Source organism: Streptomyces sp. NPDC014801, assembly GCF_043082085.1.
In the GTDB taxonomy this organism is placed as follows: Bacteria; Actinomycetota; Actinomycetes; order Streptomycetales; family Streptomycetaceae; genus Streptomyces.
The window spans coordinates 429,954-455,309 of sequence record NZ_JBIBXG010000004.1; the positions used below are offsets into that span (position 1 = coordinate 429,954).

The window sequence follows — 25,356 nt, forward strand, 5'->3', positions numbered from 1 at the left end:
GACGTCGCGCCCGGGACCTCACGCGGAGATCCCGGGCGCGACCCGCAGGACACCGGGAGCGGGCGCACCGCGCCCCCGGTCCCGGCCGGCGGCCCTCCGACCCTCACCGACCACGACCGAGAGGAGACGCCCTATCCCGCACAGCAAGAACCCGGCCCCCGAGGCCCGGATCCCCGAGGACACCGGACCCCCTCCCACGCCCGGCCACCGGAATGCGGAGCCCGTCGCTCTCTGCGACGATCGGCCCATGATCGCTCGGCTCAGGTCGCTCACCACCCAGTGGACGCTCCTCGTGCCGGTGCTCGCGGTCGTGCTGCTGATCTTCACCTGGGGGCGCGACCTGCCCGGCGCGGTCGTCGCGGTGGTGACGCTGGTGCTCGCCGGGTCCGTTCTGGCCGCCGTGCACCACGCGGAGGTGGTGGCCCACCGGGTCGGCGAGCCCTTCGGATCCCTCGTCCTCGCCGTCGCCGTCACGATCATCGAAGTGGCGCTGATCGTCACCTTGATGGCCGACGGAGGCGACAAGACCTCCACGCTCGCCCGGGACACGGTGTTCGCCGCCGTGATGATCACCTGTAACGGCGTCGTGGGACTGAGCCTGCTCGTGGGCTCACTGCGCCACGGCACCGCCATCTTCAACCCGGAGGGCACCGGTGCCGCCCTCGCCACGGTGGCGACCCTGGCCACGCTCAGCCTGGTGCTGCCGACGTTCACCACCAGCAAGCCGGGACCGGAGTTCTCCACGGCGCAGCTCACCTTCGCCGCGCTGTCCTCGCTGATCCTGTACGGCCTGTTCGTCGCGACCCAGACCGTCAGACACCGGGACTACTTCCTGCCCCTCACCCGTGAGGGCCGGGTGATCACGCAGGACGACCACGCCGACGCCCCGTCCGCCCGCACCGCGCTGATCAGCCTCGGCCTGCTGGGCCTCGCCCTGATCGGAGTGGTCGGCCTGGCCAAGGGTGTGTCGCCGACCATCGAGAAGGGCGTGGAGGCCGCGGGGCTGCACCAGGCCGTCGTCGGTGTGATCATCGCGCTGCTGGTGCTGCTGCCCGAGACCATCGCCGCGCTGCGCTCCGCCCGACGGGACCGGGTGCAGACCAGCCTGAACCTGGCCCTCGGCTCCGCCATGGCCAGCATCGGCCTGACCATCCCCGCGGTGGCCCTCGCGTCCGTGTGGCTGTCCGGGCCGCTCGTCCTCGGCCTCGGCCCGCTGCACATGGTGCTGCTCGCCCTGACCGTGGTGGTCGGTTCGCTGACCGTCGTGCCGGGCCGGGCCACACCCCTGCAGGGCGGCGTGCACCTGGTGCTGTTCGCGGCCTACCTGGAACTGGCGATCAATCCCTAGGCGGGGTCTCCTAAGGAGGCGGTGCCTGCCCGGCAGATGGTGTCCGTCCGGGCGGCGGTGTCTCGCGGGGTCCGGTGGTCACTCCACGGCCGGCTGTACGACCGGCACCGGCGCCGGACGGGTCTCCGGCAGCAGCGCGAAGCAGCCGAGGCTCAGCAGGGAGATGCCGGTCAGGTAGGCACCCACGCCCCACGGGATGCGCCCGCCGTGCTCGGCGAGCGCCGTCGCCGCGATCGGGGTGAGCGCGCCGCCGAGCACCCCGCCGAGGTTGTAGCCGACGGCCGCGCCCGTGCAGCGCACCCGCGGCTCGTACAGTTCGGGCAGGTAGGCGGCGATGACGGCGAACATCGTGACGAACGCGATCAGGGCGCCGGCGATGCCGAGGAACATCGGCAGCGGCTCACCCGTGGCGAGCAGCGCGACCATGGGGAACATCCACAGCGCGGCCGCCGTACAGCCCGTCAGGCACAGCGGCCGCCGCCCGAAACGGTCACCGAGCAGCGCCGCCACCGGCGTCAGAGCCCCCTTGAGCACCACGGCCGCCATGATGCAGCCCAGCATCACGGAGCGGCTGACGCCGAGCCGCTGCGTCGCGTAGGCCAGCGACCAGGTCGTCACCGCGTAGAAGATCGCATACCCGGCGGCGAGCGCACCGGCCGTCAGCAGGACCAGCCGCCCGTGGTGGCGCACGACCTCGGCGAGCGGCACGCGCGCGTGGTCGTCGAGCTCCAGGAAGCGCGGACTCTCGGTGAGCGACGAACGCAGCCACAGCCCGGCCAGCGCGAGCACCCCCGCCGCCCAGAACGGCACCCGCCACCCCCACGCGGCGAACTCGGCATCGCTGAGCAGCGCCGCGGGGGCCAGCACCGTCGCGTTGGCGAGTACGAACCCGACCGCGGGCCCGATCTGCGGAAAGCTCGACCACAGCGCGCGCTGCCCGGCCGGCGCGTGCTCGGCGGTGATCAGCACCGCTCCGCCCCACTCGCCGCCCAGCCCCAGCCCCTGCAGGAACCGCAGGACGACCAGCAGCAGGGGAGCGGCGGCGCCGATCGTGCCATAGGCGGGCACACACCCCACCGCGACCGTCGCCGCCCCCGTCAACAGCAGCGAGCCGACCAGCACCGGCCGCCGTCCGCGCCGGTCCCCGAGGTGCCCGAAGAGCACCGAGCCCAGCGGGCGGGCGACGAAGCCCACGCCGAACGTGGCGAACGCGGCCAGCGTGCCCGCGAGCGGCGAGAACGCCGGAAAGAAGAGCCGTCCGAGGACCAGCGCGGCCGCGGTGCCGTAGACGAAGAAGTCGTAGAACTCGATGGCCGTTCCGGCGAGCGAGGCGGCCGCGATCCGCGGCATGGGCGGCGTCTTGACGCCGCGTACGTCGTGCATGCCGCGTCAACCGCCCCAGCTCACCCGCGGTCACGGGGCGCGCGGGGGCACGGGTCTCTCAGTAGGTGACGGTGATGCGCCGGGCCGGCCCGTCGACGCGGATCACGCCGCCGTACGGCAGGACGAGCTGCGGGTCGGTGTGGCCGAAGTCGACATCGAAGACGACCGGGAGGTGAGGAGCGTAGACCCGCAGGGCCCGCAGGACCGCCTCCCGCTGCTCGGCGGCGTACCGGGCGCCCTCCTCGGGTGTCGTGGGACGCTCCAGCGACCATGTCTTGGGGCGGCCCATCAGCAGCGCGGAGAACCGTTGGAGCAGGCCACGCTCGCCCATGGCACGCAGCGTCCGGAACACCTCCCGGGCGCTCGGCATCTCCTCGGACGTCTCCAGCAACAGCACCCCGCCGTCGTACACGGACAGATCGTGGGAGATCTCCCGGTCGGCCATCAGCAGCCAGCCGAGGATCTCCAGACAGCCGCCCCAGGCGCGGCCCTCCACCACGCGGCCGGGGTTCACCCAGGTCCAGCCCGTGCCCGGCCGGGTCTCCGGCTCCCCGTCGAAGCTCGCCGGATCGGCCCAGTCCCGGTCGACGTCGCGCCACCGCTCGGCGGGCCGCAGTTCGTAGGGGCCGGAGGTGAACAGCGCAGCCCTGAAGGAGTCGGCGGTCTGCGGGTGCAGCGCGCCGGGCCGGCCGAGCTCGGCCATGACGGACGCCCCGTGGAAGGCGACGATCCCGGTGGAGTACAGGAACGCGAGCAGATTGGTGTTGTCGCTCATCCCGAAGAACGGCTTGGGGTGGGCCCGGACGAGCTCGCGGTCCAGCAGCGGCAGCACGGTGATCGCGTCCTCGCCGCCGATCGACGCGATGACCGCCTTGACCTCCGGGTCGGCGAACGCCGCGTGCAGATCGTCCGCCCGCTCCCGCGGTGTCGCGCCGAGCGTGCGGGTCGTCGGGTACTCCACCGGTTCCAGGCCGAAGTCCTCGCGCAGGCGCCGCAGGCCGAGTTCGAACGGGCGCGGGAAGAGGGCCGGCAGGCCCGCCGACGGGGACAGGACGGCTATGCGGTCACCGGGGCTCGGCTTCGGCGGGTACGCGATCGTCGTCATGGCCGGAGGGTAGGGCCTGCCTGCCGCGCGAGGCACCGTGATAAACCGAGGACCGAGCAGCGGTCCACGACGGGCCGCGACCCGACCGGACCGGAGGAACCGTGCCCCGCACCCTGGCCAACGCCCCGATCATGATCCTGAACGGCCCCAACCTGAACCTGCTCGGGCAGCGCCAGCCGGAGATCTACGGCTCCGACACGCTCGCCGACATCGAGGCGCTGTGCGCCAAGGCGGCGGCCGCGCACGGGGGCACGATCGACTTCCGCCAGTCCAACCACGAGGGCGAGCTGGTCGACTGGATCCACGAGGCGCGGCAGAACCACTGCGGGATCGTCATCAACCCCGCCGCCTACTCCCACACGTCCGTCGCGATCCTGGACGCCCTCAACACCTGCGACGGGCTGCCGGTGATCGAGGTGCACATCTCCAACATCCACCGGCGCGAGTCCTTCCGGCACTATTCCTACGTCTCGCTGCGCGCCGACGGCGTCATCGCCGGCTGCGGGGTGCAGGGGTACGTCTTCGGCGTCGAGCGGGTCGCCGCGCTGGCGGGCGCCGCCCAAGCCGACGCGTAAGACCCGCCCGCCATGGTCGGAGCCCCTTACGCGTAAGGGCCGCCCGCCATGGCGGTGCGCCCCTTACCAGCCGGGCGCGCCCGCCCCGGTGGAGCGCCCCGGACGGCTCACAGCCGTCCCGCCTCCACGATCCGCCGCAGGAAGCGCCGCGTGCGCTCCTGCCGCGGGTCGCCGAAGACCTGCTCGGCGGTGCCGCGCTCCAGGACGACCCCGCCGTCCAGGAAGCACACCTGGTCGGCGACGTCCCGCGCGAACCCCATCTCGTGAGTGGCGAGGACCATCGTCATGCCCTCGTCCTTCAGGCCGCGCACCACGTCGAGCACCTCACCCACCAGCTCCGGGTCGAGCGCGGCGGTGATCTCGTCGAGCAGCAGCAGCCGGGGCCGTACGGCCAGGGCGCGCACGATGGCGACGCGCTGCTGCTGGCCGCCGCTGAGCCGGTCCGGGTAGGCACCGGCCTTGTCGCCGAGCCCGAGCCGCTCCAGCAGCTCACGCGCGTGTGCCTCGGCGTCCGCGCGGGAGACCCCGTGCACGCGGCGCGGCGCCAGCGTGATGTTCTCCAGCACGGTCATGTGCGGAAAGAGGTTGTACGCCTGGAAGACCACGCCGATCCGGCGGCGCACCGCGTCCTGGTCCACCCGCGGGTCGGTGATCTCCTCGCCGTCCAGCCAGATCGCGCCGTCGTCGATCTCCTCCAGCAGGTTGGCGCAGCGCAGCAGCGTCGACTTGCCGGAGCCGGAGGCGCCGATCAGGGCGGTGACCGTGTGCGGCGCGACCTCCAGGTCGACGTCCCGCAGGACCACCGAGCCGCCGAAGGTCTTGCGGACGGCCTCCATGCGCAGCACGGGCGCCTCGCTCACAGGGAACCTCCTTGCGCCCGCTGCCGGTCCATCCGGGCCGTCACCCAGTCCGTCAGGCGGGTCATCGGGATGGTCAGCGCCACGAAGACCAGCCCCGCGACGATGTACGGCGTGTAGTTCAGGCTGCGGCCCACGATGATGTCCGCGGCCCGCACGGCGTCCACGGCACCGCCGATCGACACCAGGCCGGTGTCCTTCTGCAGGGACACCAGGTCGTTCAGCAGCGGCGGCACCTGACGGCGCACCGCCTGCGGCAGCACCACGTGGCGCAGCGCCTGACGGTTGGTCAGGCCCAGGGAGCGGGCGGCGGCGCGCTGCGAGGGGTGCACGGACTCGATGCCGGCGCGGAACACCTCGGCCACGTAGGCGGAGTACGTCAGCGTCAGTGCCGTACCGCCGAGCAGGACCGGGTCGACGGTGACACCCTGCAGCCGCAGCGCGGGCACGCCCAGGACCACGATCATGAGGTTGATGATGAGCGGCAGCCCGCGGAAGAAGTCCGTGTACGCCGCCGCCAGCACCCGCAGCGGGAAGAACACCGGCCCGCGCAGCGTGCGGGCGATGGCGATCAGCATGCCGAGAACCAGCACCGCCACGCCGCACACGAACAGCAGCCGCACGTTCAGCCACAGACCGTCGAGGACCTTCGGCAGCGCCTCACGCGCGTACCGCCCGCTGAAGAACGTCTCCTTGGTGCGCGGCCAGCCCGGCGCGCTGACGACGACCAGATACAGCACGACGCCCGTGACGAGCGTGGAGAGCGCCGCGACGGCGGTGGCGCGCCGGGCGCGGGCGCGCTTGAACCGCTCCCGCTCCAGCCGGCGCTCCGAGGGGGTGTAGGCCTCGCGCGGGTCGTCCTTGCCGGAGTCCTCTCCCGACTCCTCCTTCATGACGGTCATCGCCGCTCCGTCACTTCAGCACGGGCGCGTCGACGGCGTCGGAGAGCCACTGCTTCTCCAGCTTCGCGAGCGTGCCGTCCTTGCGCAGGGAGTCCACGGCGGTGGTCACGCACCCGGTGAGCGCGCTGCCCTTGTCGAGCACGAGCCCGAACTGCTCCGGCGCCGCGCCCTGGTTCTCGAACTGGCCGACGATTTTCGCGTCCGTCACCTCGGCGGAGGTGATGTAGAAGGCGGTGGGCAGGTCCACCACGATGGCGTCCACCTGACCGTTCTTCAGCGCGGACTTGGCCTGGTCGTTCTTGGCGAACGCGGCGGGCTCCTGGGCCGGGTGCACCACGTCGTCGATGTACTCGAGGCTGGTCGTGCCGACCTGGGCGCCCAGCTTCAGGCCCTTCAGGTCGGCGATGCTCGCCGCCTTCGCGGCCTTGCCGCCCTTGAGCGCGACGACCGCCTGGCGCACGTCGTAGTAGCCGCTGGAGAAGTCCACGGCCTTCTTGCGTTCGGCGCTGATGGAGACCTGGTTGATGTCGAAGTCGAAGGTCTTCTCACCGGGCGCGAACGCCTTGTTGAAGGGAACGCTCTGCCACACCACGGCGTCCTTGCCGTACCCGAGGCGCTGCGCCACGGCGTAGGCGACCGCCGACTCGAAGCCCTGGCCGTCGGCGGGCTTGCCGTCCTTGAACCACGGTGCGTAGGCGGGCTCGTCGGTGGCGACGGTCAGCTTGCCCGAGGTCTTCGTGGCCAGCTTGCCCGGGGCGCAGGAGGCCGCGGCGGCCGACCCGGTGGGCTTGGCCGCGGTGTCCCCCTCCGGCTGCGGCGCGCAGCCGACGGTGGTGGCGAGGAAGGCGACGGACGCGGCGGCGACGACGCCGCGCAGGGCGTGGAGGGCGGAAGGCATGGCGGGAGAGTGGCAGCGAAAACCGCGTTTGTCGAGGTCACACCACCATCTGTCCGCATGGTGGGAACGGGTGTTGCATTTTCGTGAACACCCTGGCCGGGGCGCCCATTTCGCCGTGCCGCTCGGGCGCGGCGGACGGACCCGCACGGGCGACGGGCGGGCCCGGGCCGCCGGTTCGAGGGCGGGAAAGGACGACCGGCGGCCCGTACCGCGCGGGAGCGGTCCTCCCGCACGGGGCCACCCCAGTGGACCGCGTACGGGGGTACGCCGGGAGCGCGCGCGAACGACCGGTGCGTGCGCGGGATTCACACGGGGCGCGCGCCGGGAAGCGGCGCACGCCGTGCCGTCACCAGCCCCGTGCGTGCCACTCCGGCAGATGCGGCCGCTCCGCGCCCAGCGTCGTGTCGTTGCCGTGGCCCGGGTAGACCCAGGTCTCGTCGGGCAGCACGTCGAAGATCTTCGTCTCGACGTCGTGGATCAGACGGGCGAACGCCTTCGGGTCCTTGCGGGTGTTGCCCACGCCGCCGGGGAAGAGGCAGTCGCCGGTGAAGACGTGCGGATGGCCGTGCGGGTCGTCGTAGACGAGGGCGATCGAGCCCGGCGTGTGCCCGACGAGGTGCCGCGCGGTCAGCTCCACCTGCCCCACCCGGAGGGTGTCGCCGTCGTCCACCAGGACATCCGTCGGGACGGGGATGCCGTCCGCGTCCTCCCGCCCGGCGTAGGTGCGGGCGCCGGTGGCGGCCACGACCTCGGCGAGCGCCTGCCAGTGGTCGCCGTGCTGGTGGGTGGTGACGACGGACGCGATGCCGTCGTCCCCGATCATGCCGAGCAGCGTGTGCGCGTCGCTGGCCGCGTCGATCAGCAACTGCTCGTCGGTGGCCCGGCAGCGCAGCAGATAGGCGTTGTTGTCCATGGGGCCGACCGCGATCTTGGTGATCATCAGGTCCTTCAGCTCGTGCACGTCCGCCGGGCCGCCGACCGTCACCTGTCCGCTGTACGTCATGAGCGTCAGCCTAGCGCCGGGACGGCCGGCGGTAATCCGGAGCCGCCCACGCGCGGGTGGCGCCCAGCGAGCCCCGGAGGGAGTGCACACCGGCGCCACCGGGCCGGTCCGTGTCTAGAGCGGCGGCAGGGTCGGCAGCGGGCCCCCCTCGACGCTGAGCGCGTCCCCGGGACGGCGCCCGGCCAGCCAGCCCAGCAGATCGGCCGGCCGTCCCGAGACGGTGATCGCGGCGTCCTCGCCCGCGGTGCTCCCGCCGTCTTGGCCGGTGCGCCACACGCGCGTGCCGTCCGTGATCCGGGTCGCCGGTACCTGCGGGTGCCCGCTGAACCGGGCGGCCAGGAAGTCGATCTCCCGCTCGGTGAAGTCGGCCGGCAGGTCCTCGAGCTCGTAGCCGATGCCGAGGTCCACGTGGTGCAGGTCGACCTCGGCCCAGCGCCGGAACGGCACCCGGGCCGCTACGTCGGTCACGCCGTTGCGCAGCTCGACGGTCCGCGACCAGTCCTGCGGCGCGGCCCCGGCCGCCTGGAACCGCTCCGCGCTCTCGCGCACGTCGGCGAGCTGGGCGTCCAGCGGGCGCGGGGCGTCCCGCTCGATGTCGGCGTCCCGGGCGTCGCCGGAGACGTACATGGGACGCCCCTCGAGGACGTTCACGAGGGCGTCGGCGTTGCGGGCGATGTGAGCCAGGACATGTCCGCGGCTCCAGCCGGGCAGCCGTGACGGCTCGGCCACCGACGCGTTGTCCAGTTCGGCGACTGCGGTGAGCAGCCGGTCGGTGGCGTCACGTACACAGGCCAGGTCATGCGCGTGATCAATCATGCTGCTGACATTAGCCGCGCCACACCTTCGGGTGAAGGTGGTGAAGGAGTGCCGTAAATCGAATGCGCGTGCTATATGGTCGGACGTGGCGTCGGGCATGCTGGATAGCCGGGGTTTGTTGCAACTCATGAATCCGACCGGCGTTGTCAGTGGCTCCCCCTAGTCTGAGAAAGACGGGGGCCCCGCCCCTGTCACTTCTCTCAAGAAAGGTGCGGACCGGCGTGGCCGACCGTCTCATCGTCCGTGGCGCGCGCGAGCACAACCTGAAGAACGTCTCGCTCGACCTGCCCAGGGACTCGCTCATCGTCTTCACGGGCCTGTCCGGGTCGGGCAAGTCCTCCCTGGCCTTCGACACGATCTTCGCCGAGGGCCAGCGGCGCTACGTGGAATCGCTCTCCTCGTACGCCCGCCAGTTCCTCGGCCAGATGGACAAGCCGGACGTCGACTTCATCGAGGGCCTGTCGCCGGCCGTCTCGATCGACCAGAAGTCGACCTCGCGCAACCCGCGCTCCACGGTCGGCACCATCACCGAGGTCTACGACTACCTGCGGCTGCTCTTCGCGCGCATCGGCAAGCCGCACTGTCCCGAGTGCGGCCGCCCCATCTCGCGCCAGTCGCCGCAGGCCATCGTCGACAGGGTCCTGGAACTGCCGGAGGGCAGCCGCTTCCAGGTGCTCTCCCCGCTGGTGCGCGAGCGCAAGGGCGAGTTCGTCGACCTCTTCGCCGACCTCCAGGCCAAGGGCTACTCCCGCGCCCGCGTGGACGGCGAGACCGTCCAGCTCTCCAGCCCGCCCACGCTGAAGAAGCAGGAGAAGCACACCATCGAGGTGGTCGTCGACCGCCTCACCGTGAAGGACAGCGCCAAGCGCCGCCTCACCGACTCCGTCGAGACCGCCCTCGGCCTGTCCGGCGGCATGGTCGTGCTCGACTTCGTCGACCTCCCCGAGGACGACCCCGAGCGCGAGCGGATGTACTCCGAGCACCTGTACTGCCCGTACGACGACCTGTCCTTCGAGGAGCTGGAGCCGCGCTCCTTCTCCTTCAACTCGCCCTTCGGCGCCTGCCCCGAGTGCACGGGCATCGGCACGCGCATGGAGGTGGACCCGGAGCTGATCGTCCCGGACCCGGACAAGAGCCTGGACGAGGGCGCCATCCACCCGTGGTCGCACGGCCACACCAAGGACTACTTCGACCGCCTGATCGGCGCGCTCGCCGACGCCCTCGGCTTCCGCACCGACATCCCCTTCGCGGGCCTGCCACAGCGCGCCAAGAAGGCCCTGCTGCACGGCCACAAGACGCAGATCGAGGTCCGCTACCGCAACCGCTACGGGCGCGAGCGGGTCTACACCACGCCCTTCGAGGGTGCGGTGCCCTTCGTCAAGCGGCGGCACAGCGAGGCGGAGTCCGACGCCAGCCGTGAGCGCTTCGAGGGCTACATGCGCGAGGTGCCCTGTCCCTCCTGTGAGGGCACGCGCCTCAAGCCGGTCGTCCTCGCGGTCACGATCATGGACAAGTCGATCGCCGAGGTCTCCGCGATGTCGATCAGCGACTGCGCGGACTTCCTCGGCCGGCTCAAGCTGACCGCCCGCGACAAGAAGATCGCCGAGCGGGTGCTGAAGGAGGTCAACGAGCGGCTGCGGTTCCTGGTCGACGTCGGCCTGGACTACCTCTCGCTCAACCGCGCGGCCGGCACCCTCTCCGGCGGCGAGGCCCAGCGCATCCGCCTGGCCACGCAGATCGGCTCCGGCCTCGTCGGCGTCCTGTACGTCCTCGACGAGCCGTCCATCGGCCTGCACCAGCGCGACAACCACCGCCTCATCGAGACCCTGGTCCGGCTGCGCGACATGGGCAACACGCTCATCGTCGTCGAGCACGACGAGGACACCATCAAGGTCGCCGACTGGATCGTCGACATCGGCCCCGGCGCCGGCGAGCACGGCGGCAAGGTGGTGCACAGCGGCTCCCTGAAGGAGCTGCTCGCCAACGAGGAGTCGCAGACCGGTCAGTACCTGTCCGGCCGCAAGGCGATCCCGCTGCCCGACGTGCGCCGCCCCCGCGACCCGTCCCGGCAGCTCACCGTGCACGGTGCCCGCGAGAACAACCTCCAGGACATCGACGTGTCCTTCCCGCTGGGGCTGTTCACGGCGGTCACCGGGGTCTCCGGCTCCGGCAAGTCGACGCTGGTCAACGACATCCTGTACACGCACCTGGCGCGCGAGCTGAACGGCGCGCGGAACGTCCCCGGGCGGCACACGCGCGTGGAGGGCGACGACCTCGTCGACAAGGTCGTGCACGTCGACCAGTCGCCGATCGGCCGCACCCCGCGCTCGAACCCGGCGACGTACACCGGCGTCTTCGACCACATCCGCAGGCTGTTCGCCGAGACCACCGAGGCGAAGGTCCGCGGCTACCTGCCCGGACGGTTCTCCTTCAACGTCAAGGGCGGCCGCTGCGAGAACTGCGCCGGCGACGGCACGATCAAGATCGAGATGAACTTCCTCCCGGACGTCTATGTCCCGTGCGAGGTCTGCCACGGCGCCCGGTACAACCGGGAGACCCTGGAGGTCCACTACAAGGGCAAGTCCATCGCCGAGGTCCTGAACATGCCGATCGAGGAGGCCATGCACTTCTTCGAGGCGGTCCCGGCGATCAACCGTCACCTCAAGACGCTCAACGACGTCGGCCTCGGCTACGTCCGCCTCGGCCAGTCCGCGACCACCCTGTCCGGCGGTGAGGCGCAGCGCGTCAAGCTCGCCAGCGAGCTGCAGAAGCGCTCCACCGGCCGCACGGTCTACGTCCTGGACGAGCCGACCACCGGTCTGCACTTCGAGGACATCAGCAAGCTGCTGAAGGTGCTCTCCGGCCTGGTGGAGAAGGGCAACACGGTCATCGTCATCGAGCACAACCTCGATGTGATCAAGACCGCCGACTGGATCGTCGACATGGGCCCCGAGGGCGGTGCCGGCGGCGGTCTGGTGGTCGCCGAGGGCACGCCCGAGGAGGTCGCCGCGGTCCCGGCCAGCCATACCGGCAAGTTCCTGCGGGAGATCCTCGGCGCCGACCGGATCAGCGACGCCACCGTGCCCGCGGCGCGCCGCAAGTCCCCGGCGAAGGCCGTGGCGGCCGCGTCCGGCACCCGCAAGACGGCCACCAGGGCGGTCGACGGCGCCGCCGCGAAGAAGGCCACGGGCAAGACGACGGCCGCGAAGAAGACGACGCGGGCGCGCAAGGCCTGACCCCGCGCCGTACCCACGAAGAGCCGTGCCCTCATCAGGGCACGGCTCTTCGCGTCGCCGCCCTGGCGGGCGACACGGCTCGACGGGTGCTCAGGCGCCCTTCGGCTCCACGAACTGCATGTCCAGCTGGATCTTCACGACCTCGCCGAGCAGCCCGGGGGCGAAGTCCAGCCCGAAGTCGCCGCGCCGGATCTCCCCGGTGGCCTCGAACCCGGCATGCCGGCTGCCGTCGACCGGCACGTCCACCAGGCCGCCGAACTCCACGGCCAGCGTCACCGGGCGGGTCACCTCCCCGATGGTCAGCTCGCCCTCCATCGTCCAGTCCTCGCCCTCGCCGGCGATCCGGGTGGAGCGGAAATCCATGGTCGGGCGCTGTGCGACGTCCAGCAGGTCGGACGCGCGCACATGTGCGTCCCGGTCCGGGTTGCCGGTGTCGATCGTCGCGAGGTCGATGGTCGCGGACACCCGGACGTCCTCGACGCGCTCGCCGACGTACAGCTCGGCCCGCACCCCGTTGAAGCGGCCCCGCACCTTCGCGATGCCAAGGTGGCGGATGGTGAAGTTCACGGCGGAGTGCAGCGGGTCGAGCGCCCAGTTTCCGGGGGCGAGCGGCAGAGCGGTGGCGGTGGTGGCGGTCTCGTTCGTCATGCCCCCACCCTGCGCGGCGCGCGGCCGGGGAGGGAGACCGGCCGAAGCCTGGTAGTGGCAGGGCCACCCTTTCGGGGCCCGGCGTTGGTACGTTCGCGAACGTGAGCGACAACGAGCTGGGCAGGTTCCTGCGGGGGCGGCGCGAAGCGGTCGGCCCCGAGCAGGCCGGGCTGCCGGCGGGCCTTCGCCGGCGCACACCGGGACTGCGGCGCGCCGAGCTCGCGACCCTCGCCGGCATCAGCGTCGAGTACCTGACCCGGCTGGAGCAGGGCCGGGACCGCAACCCGTCCGCGCAGGTGCTGGGCGCGCTCGCCGACGCGCTGCAGCTGACCCTGCACGACCGGCTGCTGCTGCGCCGCCTGACCAAGGAGGCACCCGACGGGGACCCGCTGGTGTGCGCCGCGGCACCGCCGCTCAGCCGCACCGCGCGGCCCACCGTGCGGGCCGTACTGGACCGCCTGGAGCCGACGCCCGCCGTGGTGGTCAACTGGGTCGGCGACGTGATCGCCCACACCCACGGCTACGCGCAGCTCTTCGGGCCGCTCGGCGTCCTCGACGGCGACGCGCCGAACCTGGTGCGCCATCTGTTCACCGACCCGCGGGCCCGCGAGGCCTACCCCGACTGGGAGCGCGAGGCCGACGAACTGGTCGCCCAGCTGCGGCACGAGGTCCCGCTGCGCGACCCGTACGTCGCCGAGCTCGCCGAGGAGCTGACGGTCACCGCGGGCGCGGAGTTCGCCGACCGCTTCGCCGACCTGGGGGCGACCCCGCGCCGGGTCGGCTCGCGCCGCGTCACCCACCCGGAGGCGGGGCCGCTGAGGCTGCTGTACGAGACGCTGGCGCTGCCGGAGGACGGTCAGCGGCTGGTGGTCCACCTGCCCGCCGACGAGGCCACAGCGACGGCCCTGGACCGCCTGACCGGCCGCCGCCCAGGCGCCCTGCGCGCGGTGGCCGACACAGGCTGAGCCTCCGGGGGGTGGCCAGCATCGGCTGAGCCCCGCACGCCACGCGCGCGTGGTGGCCGGCTTCGGCTGAGCCCCGCACGCCACGCGCGCGTGCCGCCTCGCCCCCCGGCCGCCCCGGCAGGGGCCCCGCGCCCCGCGCCCGGCGGGATGCCGCGGTCAGGCCTCCAGTTCCCGGGCGTACGGCGGTTCCGCGCCGGCGCGGGAGCAGGTGAGTGCCGCCGCGCGGGCCGCGAAGCGCAGCAGGTCCTGCCAGCCGGCGGGGCCCAGGGCCGTCAGCGCGGTGGGGGAGAGGGCGCCGCGGGTGGCCAGGCCGTGCAGCAGGGCCGCGTTCACCGTGTCGCCCGCGCCGATCGTGTCCACGACATCCACCGGCTCGCCGGGCACGGAGTGCACCGCGCCGTCCGCGGTGAACGCGGTCAGACCGTCACCGCCTTGGGTGATCACCACGGCCGAGGGACCTGCGGCCAGCCACTCCTGCGGGGTGCCGCCGAGCCACAGCGCGTCCTCCTCGGACAGCTTCAGCAGCGTCACCGACGGCAGCCAGCTCTTGAAGCGCGCCCGGTAGGCGTCCGCGTCGGCGATCAGCCCGGGCCGGATGTTCGGGTCCAGGGCGGTGAACACGCCCTGCGCGGCCGCAGTGCGCATCAGCTCCTCGTAGGCGCTCGCCCCGGGCTCCAGCACCAGCGAGCACGTGCCGAAGGACACCGCCGTCGTCCCGGCGGGCAGTACGGCCGGCGCGGAGAAGAGCCGGTCGGCCGTGCCGTCCACGTAGAAGGAGTAGGCGGCCGAGCCGCCCGGGTCGATCGTGGCGACGGCGAGCGTGGTCGGCTCGGGCCCGCGCTGGACGGCCGAGACGTCCACCCCGGCCGCGCGCAGCCCGTCGAGCAGCGCCTCGCCGAACGCGTCCCGCGACACCCGGGAGCAGAACGCGGTGGGGGAGCCGAGGCGCCCGAGCGCGACCGCCGTGTTGTACGGGCCGCCGCCCAGCGCCGGCCGGAGGGCGGCGAGGGCTCCCGTGCCCTGCGGTACCAGGTCGATCAGGGCCTCACCGGCGACGACGATCATGCGACGGTTCCTTTCTCGGGCTCTTCGGGGCAGCCGCAGGAGGTGCGGTGGACGAACGAACAGGGCAGCCGCAGGGTCCGCGCGGGCCGCTCGGGCTCGGCCAGCCGCTCCAGCAGCACGCGGACGGCGGTGGCGCCCAGCTCCCTGCTGGGCTGGGCGACGGCGGTGAGCCGGGGCGAGAACAGGTCCGCCCAGGCGAAGTCGTCGAAGCAGCACAGCGCGATGTCGCCGGGCACGGTCAGGCCGCGGGAGCGCAGGGTGCGCAGCGCGCCGATGGTCATCGCGTTGTTGGCGCTGACCAGCGCGGTGGGCGGCGCGGCGAGCGACAGCAGGCGCGCGGTGGCCCGCTCGGCGCCGCCGGCGTCGGAGTCGCCGTGCACGACGAGCCGTTCGTCGTACGGCAGGCCGGCGGCCGCGAGACCGTACCGGTAACCGTTGATCCGCTCGCCGGTGGTGCTGAGTCCGGGCAGCCCGGCGACCAGTCCGATGCGGCGGTGGCCGAGCTCGGCGAGGTGGGTGACGAGCCGGGCGGTCGGGTCCGCGTTCTCGGCGCACACCTGGTCGAAGCGGGGGGTGGTGCCCGCCGTGGTGTCGACCGCACGGTCCAGCAGGACGGTGGGGACGGCGTGGCGGGTGAGGTAGGCGACCAGGTCCTCCGGGTGGGCGGACGGGGCGACGATCACGCCGTCGACCCGGCGCTCGTGCAGCAGCCGCACCACCCGCTGCTCGTGGACGGGGTCGTCGTGCGGATCGGCGATCAGCAGGCCGTAGCCCTCCTCCCGGGCGGCCGCCTCGACGCCCTGGAGAATCTCGGTGAAGTAGGGGTTGCTGATCGCGGAGACCGCCAGCCCGATGGACCGGGTGCGTGAGGTCACCAGGGAGCGGGCCAGGGTGTTCGGGGTGTAGCCCAGCTCGTCGACGGCGTCGAGGACGGCCTGGCGGGTGTGCGGGAGCACCGGCCGGGTGCCGTTCAGGACGTGCGAGACGGTCGCGACGGACACACCGGCCGAGCGCGCGACGTCGGCCATGGTGGGCATGCGGGCGGTCCCCCTTCCGGACGGGTGGAACGGGTCCGCGTCCGGTACTGGCCGGGCGGCCCCGGCCGGAAGCTATCCCATTCCGGGCCGGACGTAAACGCTTGCGCAAGCGTTTACGTCCCCGGGAGCGGACCGGGAGCGGACCGGGAGCGGACCGGGAGTGGACCGCGAGCGGACCGGGAGCGGACCGGAAGCCGGTGCGGAACGGTGTGATCGGGGGCGGTATCGTGCCGCACGCAGCCCCTTTCGCACCCGTGGAGCACGTCATGTCCGGCAGCCAGGTCCCCAGTCGCCGCACGCTTCTGAAGGGCGCCGCCGCCGTCCCGGCCGCCGGGCTCGGCCTCGCGGCGTGTTCCTCCGGGGATTCCGGGTCCTCCGGCCCCGTCGACGTGGGCCCCGAGGGCGAAGTGCCCAAGGGCGGGGCGAAGCTGGACCGCAAGAACAATGTGGTGGTGAGCCGGGATACGGCCGGCACGCTCAAGGCCTTCAGCACGATCTGCACGCACGCGGGGTGCCCCATCGCCCAGCTGGAGGGCACCAGACTGACCTGCAACTGCCACGGCAGCCAGTTCGACGCCACCACGGGCAAGGTGCTGCGCTCCCCGGCCACCGAGCCGCTCAAGGAGCTGCCGGTCCAGGTCAAGAACGGCCGGATCGTGGCGAACGGGTCCGCGTGAGCCTCCCGCACCCGATCGCCTGAGGCCGCGGGCCCCTTCCGCCCGTTCCCACCGCATGAGGCCTCGGGCCCCTTCCGCCCGTCCCCTCCGCCTGAGCCGCCCGGGACACCCGCCCGCCGTCGTCCACAGCCGCGCCGCGCTGTCAGCGGGCGCCAGTAGGGTGTGAGACATGGCCGACCCCTCCAGCTACCGCCCCAGGCCGGGTGAGATCCCGGACTCCCCGGGGGTGTACCGGTTCCGCGACGAGCACCGCCGGGTGATCTACGTCGGAAAGGCGAAAAGCCTGCGCCAGCGCCTGGCGAACTACTTCCAGGACCTGGCGAACCTGCACCCGCGCACCCGTTCCATGGTGACCACGGCCGCGTCCGTGGAGTGGACGGTGGTGTCCACGGAGGTCGAGGCGCTGCAGCTGGAGTACTCCTGGATCAAGGAGTACGACCCGCGCTTCAACGTGAAGTACCGCGACGACAAGAGTTACCCCTACCTCGCGGTGACGATGAACGAGGAGTTCCCGCGCGTCCAGGTGATGCGCGGTCACAAGAAGAAGGGCGTGCGGTACTTCGGGCCGTACGCGCACGCGTGGGCCATCCGCGACACCGTCGACCTGCTGCTGCGCGTCTTCCCGGTGCGCACCTGCTCGGCCGGTGTGTTCAAGAACGCCGCCCGCACCGGCCGCCCCTGCCTGCTCGGCTACATCGGCAAGTGCTCCGCCCCCTGCGTCGGCCGGATCACCGCCGAGGACCACGCGGAGCTGGCCGAGGAGTTCTGCGACTTCATGGCCGGCCGCACCGGCACCTACCTGCGTCGTCTGGAGAAGCAGATGATGGAGGCGGCCGAGGAGATGGAGTACGAGCGGGCCGCCCGCCTGCGCGACGACATAGGGGCCTTGAAGAAGGCCATGGAGAAGAACGCCGTCGTGCTCGCCGACGCGACCGACGCCGACCTCATCGCCGTCGCCGAGGACGAACTGGAGGCGGCCGTGCAGATCTTCCACGTGCGCGGCGGCCGGGTGCGCGGCCAGCGCGGCTGGGTCACCGACAAGGTGGAGGAGATCACCACCGGTGCCCTGGTCGAGCACGCCCTGCAGCAGCTGTACGGCGAGGAGAGCGGGGACGCCGTGCCCAAGGAGGTCCTCGTCCCGGCGCTGCCCGACCCGGTGGAGCCGGTGCAGGAGTGGCTGACCGGGCGCCGCGGGGCGAACGTCTCGCTGCGCATCCCCCAGCGCGGTGACAAGAAGGCGCTGATGGAGACGGTGCAGCGCAACGCGCAGCAGGCGCTCGTGCTGCACAAGACCAAGCGCGCCTCCGACCTCACCACGCGCTCGCGCGCCCTGGAGGAGATCGCCGACGCGCTGGACCTGGACAGTGCCCCGCTGCGGATCGAGTGCTACGACATCTCCCACCTGCAGGGACAGGACGTCGTCGCGTCCATGGTGGTCTTCGAGGACGGCCTGGCCCGCAAGAGCGAGTACCGCCGCTTCCAGATCAAGGGCTTCGAGGGCCAGGACGACGTCCGGTCCATGCACGAGGTGATCACCCGCCGCTTCCGGCGCTACCTCGCCGAGAAGGAGCGCACCGGCGAGTGGGCCGGCGAGGACGGCGCCGGCCCGCCCGACGGGGTGCTCGGGGACGGCCTGCCCGAGAGTCCCGGTGAGGCGAACGGCCTCAAGGACGAGGAAGGCCGCCCCAAGAAGTTCGCCTACCCGCCCCAGCTCGTCGTCGTGGACGGCGGGCAGCCGCAGGTCGCGGCCGCCAAGAAGGCCCTCGACGAGCTCGGCATCGACGACGTCGCCGTGTGCGGCCTCGCCAAGCGCCTGGAGGAGGTGTGGCTGCCGGAGGACGACGACCCGGTGGTCCTGCCCCGTACCAGCGAGGGCCTGTACCTGCTGCAGCGCGTCCGCGACGAGGCGCACCGCTTCGCGATCACCTATCAGCGCACCAAGCGCGCCAAGCGCTTCCGCGCCAGCCCCCTGGACGACGTGCCGGGCCTCGGCGAGACGCGCAAGCAGGCGCTGCTGAAGCACTTCGGTTCGCTGAAGAAGCTGCGCGCCGCCACCATCGACCAGATCTGCGAGGTCCCCGGCATAGGCCGCAAGACGGCCGAGACGGTCGCCGTGGCCCTCGCGCAGGCGTCCCCGGCCGCACCCGCCGTCAACACGGCGACCGGAGAGATCATGGAGGAGGAGGAACCCGGCACGATGGGTTCCGATGGGGAACCCGTGACGACGGGGGCCCCGCACGAACGACGGGGGCAGGAGACATGAGCGTGAACAAGCACGACGGGCAACAGGGCCAAGGCGGAGACGGAGCACAGGTGAGTACGGGCACGAGCAGCGAGACGCCCGGGGTTCCCGACGCGGCCATCCCCGAGCTGGTGATCATCTCCGGCATGTCCGGAGCGGGCCGCTCCACCGCGGCCAAGTGTCTGGAGGACCTCGGCTGGTTCGTCGTGGACAACCTGCCGCCCGCGCTGATCCCCACGATGGTGGAGCTCGGCGCGCGCTCGCAGGGCAACGTCGCGCGGATCGCCGTCGTCGTCGACGTCCGCGGCCGGCGGTTCTTCGACAATCTGCGCGAGTCGCTCGCCGACCTCGACAGCAAGGGCGTCACCCGGCGGATCGTCTTCCTGGAGTCCTCCGACGAGGCGCTGGTGCGCCGCTTCGAGTCGGTGCGCCGCCCGCACCCGCTGCAGGGCGACGGGCGGATCGTGGACGGCATCGCCGCCGAGCGGGAGCTGCTGCGCGAGCTGCGTGGCGACGCCGACCTGGTGATCGACACCTCCAGCCTCAACGTCCACGAGCTGCGCGCCAAGATGGACGCCCAGTTCGCCGGCGAGGAGGAGCCGGAGCTGCGGGCCACCGTGATGTCGTTCGGCTTCAAGTACGGCCTGCCGGTCGACGCCGACCTGGTCGTCGACATGCGGTTCCTGCCCAACCCGCACTGGGTGCCGGAGCTGCGGCCGTACACCGGGCTGAACGAGGAGGTCGCCGGGTACGTCTTCAACCAGCCCGGCGCCAAGGAGTTCCTGGACCGCTACACCGAGCTGCTGCAGCTGGTCGCCGCCGGCTACCGGCGCGAGGGCAAGCGCTATGTGACCATCGCGGTCGGCTGCACGGGCGGCAAGCACCGCTCGGTCGCCATGTCGGAGAAGCTCGCCGCGCGGCTCGCAGCCGAGGGTGTGGAGACGGTGGTCGTCCACCGGGACATGGGACGGGAATGACGCGACGTACTCCCCGGCTGAGCCGGCTGCGCCGGGTCGTGCCGGAAGGGCGTGCGAGCCGGCCCGTCGAGGCCCGCGGCGCCCGGCCGCGCCGCCGCGGCGCCCAGCCCAAGGTCGTCGCCCTCGGCGGCGGCATGGGCCTGTCGGCTTCGCTCGCCGCCCTGCGCCGGATCACCGGCGACCTCACGGCCGTCGTCACCGTCGCCGACGACGGCGGCTCCAGCGGGCGCCTGCGCGACGAGCTGGGCGTGCTGCCGCCGGGTGACCTGCGCAAGGCGCTGGCCGCGCTGTGCGGGGACGACGAGTGGGGGCAGACCTGGGCCCGGGTCATCCAGCACCGCTTCCAGTCCCGCGGCGAGCTGCACGAGCACGCGGTCGGCAACCTGCTGATCGTCGCCCTGTGGGAGCAGCTCGGCGACCACGTCAAGGCGCTCGACCTGGTCGGCCGGCTGCTCGGCGCGCACGGGCGGGTGCTGCCCATGTCCGCCGTCCCGCTGGAGCTGCAGGCGCTGGTCAAGGGGCACGATCCGGAGCGTCCCGACGCCGTGGACACGGTGCGCGGGCAGGCCACGGTGGCGCTGACGCCGGGCGAGGTGCAGTCGGTGCACCTGGTGCCGCACGACCCGCCGGCCGTGCCGGAGGCCGTCGAGGCGGTCCTGGACGCGGACTGGGTGGTCCTCGGTCCCGGCTCGTGGTTCTCCTCGGTCATCCCGCACCTGCTCGTGCCCGAACTGCTGGACGCGCTCACCCAGACCAAGGCGCGCCGGGTGCTGTCGCTGAACCTCGCGCCCCAGCCCGGCGAAACCGAAGGCTTCTCCCCGCAGCGTCATTTGGAGGTTTTGGGGCGACACGCCCCTAAACTCGCCCTCGACGTGGTGCTGGCCGACGAGGCCGCCGTGCCCGACCGCGACTCGCTCACCGAGGCCGCCAAGCGGCTGGGTGCCGCGGTCGAGCTGGCGCCGGTCGCGCGGACGGACGGAACTCCCCGGCACGACCCCGAGCTGCTGGCCGCCGCGTACGACCGTATTTTTCGGATGCATGGAAGGATCGGCCCATGGCGATGACGGCAGCGGTGAAGGACGAGATCTCCCGGCTTCCCGTCACCCGGACCTGCTGCAGGAAGGCGGAGGTCTCCGCCATTCTGCGGTTCGCCGGCGGCCTCCACCTGGTGAGCGGGCGCATTGTGATCGAGGCCGAGCTGGACACCGCGATGGCGGCGCGCCGGCTCAAGCGGGACATCCTGGAGATCTTCGGCCACAGCTCGGAGCTGATCGTGATGGCCCCGGGCGGGCTGCGCCGCGGCTCGCGCTACGTGGTGCGGGTCGTCGCGGGCGGTGACCAGCTGGCCCGCCAGACCGGCCTGGTGGACGGACGGGGCCGCCCGATCCGCGGGCTGCCCCCGCAGGTCGTCTCCGGCGCCACCTGCGACGCCGAGGCGGCCTGGCGCGGCGCCTTCCTCGCGCACGGCTCGCTCACCGAGCCCGGCCGCTCCTCCTCCCTGGAGGTGACCTGCCCGGGCCCCGAGGCCGCGCTCGCCCTGGTCGGCGCCGCGCGCCGGCTGTCGATCGCGGCGAAGGCCCGCGAGGTGCGCGGCGTCGACCGGGTCGTGGTCCGCGACGGCGACGCGATCGGCGCGCTGCTGACCCGGCTCGGCGCGCACGAGTCGGTGCTGGCCTGGGAGGAGCGCCGGATGCGCCGCGAGGTGCGCGCCACGGCCAACCGGCTGGCCAACTTCGACGACGCCAATCTGCGCCGCTCCGCCCGCGCCGCGGTCGCCGCCGGGGCCCGGGTGCAGCGCGCCCTGGAGATCCTCGGCGACGACGTGCCCGAGCACCTCGCGGCCGCCGGCCGGCTGCGCATGGAGCACAAGCAGGCCTCCCTGGAGGAGCTGGGCGCGCTCGCCGACCCGCCGCTGACCAAGGACGCCGTGGCGGGCCGTATCCGCCGGCTGCTCGCCATGGCCGACAAGCGCGCCTCCGACCTCGGCATCCCGGGCACGGAGGCCAACCTCAGCGAGGAGCTGGCCGACAACCTGGCGGGCTGACACACCCTCACCGACGCCGGTGGCTTGGGCCGTTCAGGTCCAAGCCACCGGCGTTTCGGTGTCTTTGAGGCGCTCTTGACTCGATCATGCAGTGACATGAGCCTGGCAACCATTCGTCGCTGTGGCGAACCACTGCTAGGGGGGTTCATGAGACCCAGAGCGAGATCGATCCTCGCTGTCGGCGCGCTCCTGCTCGGCGGAGCGGGCCTCGCACCCATCGCCCAGGCACAGCCCTCACCCGGACACGACCCGGACGAGGTCAGGGTCTTCCACGCCGAGGTCACCCAGGAGCAGGTACCCCTGCTGCTGGCGGCCGGGCAGGACGCCCACGAACTCGGCACGCGCACCGCGAAGAAGGGCAGGACCGCCGTCGAGGTGTACCTCACCGGCGAGCAGGCCAAGAAGCTGCGCGCGCAGGGCGTCTCCCTCACCGAGCACGACCTGTCCGCCCGCTCCGAGCAACGCGTCGAGAAGGCCGCCCAGGGGGTCTTCCGGCCGTACAGCGGGGCCGGCGGCCTGCAGGAGGAGATCCTGCGGACCGCCCGGCAGCACCCGGGGCTGACCAAGGTGGTCTCGATCGGCAGGACGGTCGAGGGCCAGGACATCCTCGCGCTCAAGCTCACCAGGAACGCGCAGCGGAGCAGGGACGGTTCCAAGCCCTCCGTGCTCTACATGTCCAACCAGCACGCGCGCGAGTGGATCACGCCCGAGATGACCCGGCGGCTGCTCCACTACTACCTCGACCACTACGGCACCGACCGGCGCGTCCGCAGGATCGTCGACACCACCGAGCTGTGGTTCCTGGTCTCCGCCAACCCCGACGGCTACGACTACACCTTCAAGGACGCCAGCACGCGCCTGTGGCGCAAGAACCTGCGGGACGTCAACGGCGACGGCGTCATCTCCACCGGCGACGGCGTCGACCTCAACCGCAACTTCCCCTACAAGTGGGGCTACGACGACGAGGGCTCGTCCCCGAACCCGACCAGCGAGACCTACCGCGGCCCCGCCCCGGCCTCCGAGCCCGAGACCCGGGCGCTGGACGCCTTCGAGAAGCGCGTCGGCTTCCGCTACGCGATCAACTACCACTCCGCCGCCGAGCTGCTGCTCTACGGCGTCGGCTGGCAGGTCGCCACCCCGACCCCGGACGACGTGCTCTACAAGGCGCTCGCGGGCACACCGGAGCACTCCGCGATCCCCGGCTACCACCCGCAGGTCTCCTCGGAGCTGTACACCACCAACGGCGAGGCCGACGGCCACGCGGGCAACGTCAACGGCACGGCGATGTTCACCCCGGAGATGTCGACCTGCCAGACCGCCTCGAACGCCGACCCGGACGACGCCTGGAACGCGGCCGACTGCCGCTCGGTGTTCACCTTCCCCGACGACGAGAAGCTGATCCAGCAGGAGTTCGCCAAGAACGTCCCCTTCGCGCTGTCCGTCGCCGAGACGGCCGCGCACCCCGACCGCCCGTCGTCCTCCGTGGGCCTGAGCGCCGCCGACTTCACGCCGGCGCCGTTCACCACGTCGTACTCGCGCGGCGCGGACCAGGAGGTCTCCGTCGTCGTCCGCAAGGCGGTGCGGCACAAGGAGCTGAAGTACCGCGTCGACGGCGGCCGGGTGCACACCGTGGCCCTGCGGCCCTGGAAGGGCGGCGAGCGCTACGGCGGCGCCGACCACCTGTACTTCGACGAGTACCGGGCCACGGTTCGGGACGGCGGCCCCGGCGACCGGGTCGAGGTGTGGTTCACCGGTGAGTCCGCCGACGGCAGGCGCGGACGCAAGCTCTCCAGCGCGCACTTCACCTACACCGTCGCCGAGCGGCCCCGGGCCGACACCCTCGTCGTCGCCGAGGAGGGTGCCCCGGCCGCCCTGACGCAGACGTACGTGGACGCGCTCCAGGCCGCCGGGCACCGGGCCGCCGTGTGGGACGTGGCCACCCAGGGCGCGCCCGACGCGCTGGGCGTGCTGAAGCACTTCCGCACGGTCGTGCACTACACGGGCGCCTCCCTGCCCGGCAACGCCACCCAGCTGCAGCTGCGCGCCTACCTCAACGAGGGCGGCAGGCTGATCGAGGCCGGCGAACGGGCCGGCGGCAGCGTCGACCTCGGCGGCGGCACCCTGTCCGACGACTTCAGCCAGTACTACCTGGGCGCCTACTCCCGCACCTCCACGCCCGGCGCCACCGGCTTCACCGGGTCCGGCGCGCTGGACGGCTTCGCCGGTGCCCTGGCCGGCGCGCCCGGCAACCCGCTCGACAAGGCGGGGACCTACGGCGTGACCTCCGAGGAACTGCCGGTCGCCACCTACCCGCAGTTCCGCAGCGCCGGGGCGGGCCGCTTCGACGGGACCGTCAACCCGTACGGACCGTACGCGGGCGCCTCCATGGCGGCCGCCGTGCACACCGACGACGCCTACAAGCGGCTCACCCGCACCGTCGACCTCACCGGTGTCACCGCGGCCGACCAGCCGGCGCTGCGCCTGAGGCTGCTGTGGGACACCGAGCCGGGCTACGACCACGCACTCGTCGAGGCGCACACCGCCGGCGCCGACGACTGGACGACGCTCCCCGAGGCCGGCGGCGCGACCGGCACGGCCGTGCCGGAGGAGTGCGGGGCCGGGTTCTACGTCAACGAGCACCCGTGGCTGCGCCACTACCTGACCCTCACGGCGAACGGCTGCACCGCGACCGGCACCTCCGGCGCGTGGAACAGCCTCACCGGCTCCTCCAGCGGCTGGCAGCAGGTGACGTTCGACCTCTCCCGCTACGCCGGGAAGCAGGTCGAGATCTCGCTCGCCTACGTCACCGACCCCGGCACCGGCGGCCACGGCGTCCTCGCCGACGACGTGCAGCTCGTCGCCAAGGGCGGGGTACAGGAGACCGAGGGCTTCGAGACGTCGCTCGGCGCCTGGCGGGTCGCGGGGCCGCCTGCGGGCAGCCCGGCCGTGCTGAAGGACTGGGCCCGGACCGGGACGCTCTTCAGGACCTACGGCGCGGTCACGACGGACGACACCGTGCTGCTCGGCTTCGGCCTGGAGCACGTGCCCTCGGCGGCCGGCCGGGCGGCGCTGCTGCGCAAGGCGCTCACGGCGCTCGGCAGGTGACGCGGGCCGCCCCGGCGTGACGGCGGGGCGGCTCCGGCCGGGACGGCGGGCCGGCTCCGGCCGGGACGGCGAGGGGGGCTGTGACCGGGACGGCGGGCGTCCGCTCACGGGGCGTGACGCCCGCCTCCCGGGCGGCGTGAGGGAGGCAACGTTGACAGATCGTACGCACCTTGTTCCACAGGTGAGCGCGACCCCTCTCAGCGGTGCACGGAAAGGGCCCGCATCAGGTGAGCCGACCCGCTCACGAACGAGTGACATCGGCGTCAATAAGGGTAGACATCCCGTAGTAAACCCGGGCGAATCCATCGCCGATCCACGTGGTCCGTACCCCTACCGACGGGTACGGAACGGGTGCCCGTGTATGTGACATCTCGATGTCACCACGGGGGCCTCGGAGAGGTAGGGTCGGGGGTGGTCGGGGACATCCCAAACAGAGCTCGCCGGCTCCGCATGGCCGGCGTACCCAACGAGGA

General features: G+C 72.5%; 20 protein-coding genes. 10 read left to right on the top strand and 10 right to left on the bottom strand.

What is annotated here, in order from left to right:
- The first annotated feature begins 247 nt into the window (after positions 1-247).
- Positions 248-1,348, top strand: a complete 1,101-nt coding sequence (locus ACF1AL_RS11375) for a calcium:proton antiporter (RefSeq protein WP_384206980.1) — start codon at positions 248-250, stop codon at positions 1,346-1,348.
- 78 nt (positions 1,349-1,426) lie between these two features.
- Here ACF1AL_RS11375 and ACF1AL_RS11380 read toward each other — a convergent pair whose 3' ends face one another.
- Complete coding sequence (locus ACF1AL_RS11380; RefSeq protein ID WP_391825895.1) at positions 1,427-2,698, bottom strand: MFS transporter; 1,272 nt, start codon at positions 2,696-2,698, stop codon at positions 1,427-1,429.
- A gap of 91 nt (positions 2,699-2,789) precedes the next feature.
- Positions 2,790-3,836 (bottom strand): S66 peptidase family protein, encoded by a 1,047-nt coding sequence (locus tag ACF1AL_RS11385; RefSeq protein WP_391825835.1) that lies wholly within the window; start codon positions 3,834-3,836, stop codon positions 2,790-2,792.
- A 101-nt stretch (positions 3,837-3,937) separates the two neighbouring features.
- Here ACF1AL_RS11385 and aroQ point away from each other — a divergent pair, with 101 nt between their 5' ends.
- Positions 3,938-4,411 carry a type II 3-dehydroquinate dehydratase gene (aroQ, locus tag ACF1AL_RS11390; RefSeq protein WP_391825836.1) on the top strand — a complete coding sequence of 158 codons (474 nt, stop codon included), beginning with the start codon at positions 3,938-3,940 and terminating at the stop codon, positions 4,409-4,411.
- Positions 4,412-4,518: 107 nt separating this feature from the next.
- Here the strand turns inward: aroQ and ACF1AL_RS11395 are convergent, their stop codons facing one another.
- The 5 genes from ACF1AL_RS11395 to ACF1AL_RS11415 form a co-directional block, all read right to left on the bottom strand.
- A complete protein-coding gene (locus ACF1AL_RS11395; RefSeq protein ID WP_391660621.1) occupies positions 4,519-5,247 on the bottom strand; it encodes an amino acid ABC transporter ATP-binding protein in 729 nt (242 codons plus the stop codon).
- 20 nt (positions 5,248-5,267) lie between these two features.
- Positions 5,268-6,170 carry an amino acid ABC transporter permease gene (locus tag ACF1AL_RS11400; RefSeq protein ID WP_366835797.1) on the bottom strand — a complete coding sequence of 301 codons (903 nt, stop codon included), beginning with the start codon at positions 6,168-6,170 and terminating at the stop codon, positions 5,268-5,270.
- A gap of 10 nt (positions 6,171-6,180) precedes the next feature.
- The gene (locus ACF1AL_RS11405; protein ID WP_391825837.1) at positions 6,181-7,068 is read right to left on the bottom strand and encodes an ABC transporter substrate-binding protein; all 888 of its coding nucleotides are present in this window, start codon (positions 7,066-7,068) and stop codon (positions 6,181-6,183) included.
- A 346-nt stretch (positions 7,069-7,414) separates the two neighbouring features.
- Positions 7,415-8,071: an MBL fold metallo-hydrolase gene (locus tag ACF1AL_RS11410; protein ID WP_366835795.1), complete on the bottom strand. Its 657-nt coding sequence runs from the start codon at positions 8,069-8,071 to the stop codon at positions 7,415-7,417.
- A gap of 114 nt (positions 8,072-8,185) precedes the next feature.
- The gene (locus tag ACF1AL_RS11415; RefSeq protein WP_391778738.1) at positions 8,186-8,887 is read right to left on the bottom strand and encodes a maleylpyruvate isomerase family mycothiol-dependent enzyme; all 702 of its coding nucleotides are present in this window, start codon (positions 8,885-8,887) and stop codon (positions 8,186-8,188) included.
- Between the two features lie 221 nt (positions 8,888-9,108).
- On the opposite strand from ACF1AL_RS11415, the gene uvrA reads away from it, so the two are divergent.
- Positions 9,109-12,123 (top strand): excinuclease ABC subunit UvrA, encoded by a 3,015-nt coding sequence (gene uvrA / locus ACF1AL_RS11420; protein ID WP_366835793.1) that lies wholly within the window; start codon positions 9,109-9,111, stop codon positions 12,121-12,123.
- A gap of 90 nt (positions 12,124-12,213) precedes the next feature.
- Here uvrA and ACF1AL_RS11425 read toward each other — a convergent pair whose 3' ends face one another.
- Positions 12,214-12,771, bottom strand: coding sequence for a YceI family protein (locus tag ACF1AL_RS11425; RefSeq protein WP_391697330.1), 558 nt, complete (start codon positions 12,769-12,771; stop codon positions 12,214-12,216).
- 101 nt (positions 12,772-12,872) lie between these two features.
- Here ACF1AL_RS11425 and ACF1AL_RS11430 point away from each other — a divergent pair, with 101 nt between their 5' ends.
- Positions 12,873-13,736: a helix-turn-helix domain-containing protein gene (locus ACF1AL_RS11430; protein ID WP_391778736.1), complete on the top strand. Its 864-nt coding sequence runs from the start codon at positions 12,873-12,875 to the stop codon at positions 13,734-13,736.
- Between the two features lie 156 nt (positions 13,737-13,892).
- On the opposite strand, the gene ACF1AL_RS11435 is transcribed toward ACF1AL_RS11430, so the two are convergent.
- Positions 13,893-14,801 (bottom strand): carbohydrate kinase, encoded by a 909-nt coding sequence (locus ACF1AL_RS11435; RefSeq protein WP_391820637.1) that lies wholly within the window; start codon positions 14,799-14,801, stop codon positions 13,893-13,895.
- Positions 14,798-15,838, bottom strand: a complete 1,041-nt coding sequence (locus ACF1AL_RS11440) for a LacI family DNA-binding transcriptional regulator (protein ID WP_391825838.1) — start codon at positions 15,836-15,838, stop codon at positions 14,798-14,800. Before ACF1AL_RS11440 ends, ACF1AL_RS11435 begins: the two co-directional genes overlap by 4 nt.
- Before the next feature lie 266 nt (positions 15,839-16,104).
- Here ACF1AL_RS11440 and ACF1AL_RS11445 point away from each other — a divergent pair, with 266 nt between their 5' ends.
- From ACF1AL_RS11445 to ACF1AL_RS11470, 6 genes are all read left to right on the top strand, one after another.
- Entirely contained in the window at positions 16,105-16,515 is a 411-nt protein-coding gene (locus ACF1AL_RS11445) for a Rieske (2Fe-2S) protein (protein ID WP_391697318.1), read from the top strand.
- A gap of 169 nt (positions 16,516-16,684) precedes the next feature.
- Positions 16,685-18,778 (top strand): excinuclease ABC subunit UvrC, encoded by a 2,094-nt coding sequence (uvrC, locus tag ACF1AL_RS11450; RefSeq protein ID WP_391697315.1) that lies wholly within the window; start codon positions 16,685-16,687, stop codon positions 18,776-18,778.
- Complete coding sequence (gene rapZ, locus ACF1AL_RS11455) at positions 18,775-19,734, top strand: RNase adapter RapZ (RefSeq protein ID WP_366835786.1); 960 nt, start codon at positions 18,775-18,777, stop codon at positions 19,732-19,734. The genes uvrC and rapZ overlap by 4 nt, the downstream gene beginning before the upstream one ends.
- Complete coding sequence (gene yvcK / locus ACF1AL_RS11460) at positions 19,731-20,798, top strand: uridine diphosphate-N-acetylglucosamine-binding protein YvcK (RefSeq protein WP_366835785.1); 1,068 nt, start codon at positions 19,731-19,733, stop codon at positions 20,796-20,798. Before rapZ ends, yvcK begins: the two co-directional genes overlap by 4 nt.
- Positions 20,789-21,778 carry a DNA-binding protein WhiA gene (gene whiA / locus ACF1AL_RS11465; protein ID WP_366835784.1) on the top strand — a complete coding sequence of 330 codons (990 nt, stop codon included), beginning with the start codon at positions 20,789-20,791 and terminating at the stop codon, positions 21,776-21,778. The genes yvcK and whiA overlap by 10 nt, the downstream gene beginning before the upstream one ends.
- Positions 21,779-21,925: 147 nt before the next feature.
- Positions 21,926-24,883 carry a M14 family zinc carboxypeptidase gene (locus tag ACF1AL_RS11470; RefSeq protein ID WP_391820639.1) on the top strand — a complete coding sequence of 986 codons (2,958 nt, stop codon included), beginning with the start codon at positions 21,926-21,928 and terminating at the stop codon, positions 24,881-24,883.
- The last annotated feature ends 473 nt before the right edge of the window (positions 24,884-25,356 follow it).

Excerpts from the sequence above, each read along its gene's own strand:
- whiA (WP_366835784.1), top strand. The coding sequence starts at position 20,789 with ATGGCGATGACGGCAGCGGTGAAGGACGAGATCTCCCGGCTTCCCGTC.
- ACF1AL_RS11470 (WP_391820639.1), top strand. The coding sequence starts at position 21,926 with ATGAGACCCAGAGCGAGATCGATCCTCGCTGTCGGCGCGCTCCTGCTC.
- ACF1AL_RS11400 (WP_366835797.1), bottom strand. The coding sequence starts at position 6,170 with ATGACCGTCATGAAGGAGGAGTCGGGAGAGGACTCCGGCAAGGACGAC.
- ACF1AL_RS11415 (WP_391778738.1), bottom strand. The coding sequence starts at position 8,887 with ATGATTGATCACGCGCATGACCTGGCCTGTGTACGTGACGCCACCGAC.
- ACF1AL_RS11425 (WP_391697330.1), bottom strand. The coding sequence starts at position 12,771 with ATGACGAACGAGACCGCCACCACCGCCACCGCTCTGCCGCTCGCCCCC.
- ACF1AL_RS11380 (WP_391825895.1), bottom strand. The coding sequence starts at position 2,698 with ATGCCGCGGATCGCGGCCGCCTCGCTCGCCGGAACGGCCATCGAGTTC.
- ACF1AL_RS11395 (WP_391660621.1), bottom strand. The coding sequence starts at position 5,247 with ATGGAGGCCGTCCGCAAGACCTTCGGCGGCTCGGTGGTCCTGCGGGAC.
- ACF1AL_RS11445 (WP_391697318.1), top strand. The coding sequence starts at position 16,105 with ATGTCCGGCAGCCAGGTCCCCAGTCGCCGCACGCTTCTGAAGGGCGCC.
- yvcK (WP_366835785.1), top strand. The coding sequence starts at position 19,731 with ATGACGCGACGTACTCCCCGGCTGAGCCGGCTGCGCCGGGTCGTGCCG.
- ACF1AL_RS11440 (WP_391825838.1), bottom strand. The coding sequence starts at position 15,838 with ATGCCCACCATGGCCGACGTCGCGCGCTCGGCCGGTGTGTCCGTCGCG.
- rapZ (WP_366835786.1), top strand. The coding sequence starts at position 18,775 with ATGAGCGTGAACAAGCACGACGGGCAACAGGGCCAAGGCGGAGACGGA.
- ACF1AL_RS11385 (WP_391825835.1), bottom strand. The coding sequence starts at position 3,836 with ATGACGACGATCGCGTACCCGCCGAAGCCGAGCCCCGGTGACCGCATA.
- ACF1AL_RS11405 (WP_391825837.1), bottom strand. The coding sequence starts at position 7,068 with ATGCCTTCCGCCCTCCACGCCCTGCGCGGCGTCGTCGCCGCCGCGTCC.
- uvrC (WP_391697315.1), top strand. The coding sequence starts at position 16,685 with ATGGCCGACCCCTCCAGCTACCGCCCCAGGCCGGGTGAGATCCCGGAC.
- ACF1AL_RS11410 (WP_366835795.1), bottom strand. The coding sequence starts at position 8,071 with ATGACGTACAGCGGACAGGTGACGGTCGGCGGCCCGGCGGACGTGCAC.
- ACF1AL_RS11375 (WP_384206980.1), top strand. The coding sequence starts at position 248 with ATGATCGCTCGGCTCAGGTCGCTCACCACCCAGTGGACGCTCCTCGTG.
- ACF1AL_RS11435 (WP_391820637.1), bottom strand. The coding sequence starts at position 14,801 with ATGATCGTCGTCGCCGGTGAGGCCCTGATCGACCTGGTACCGCAGGGC.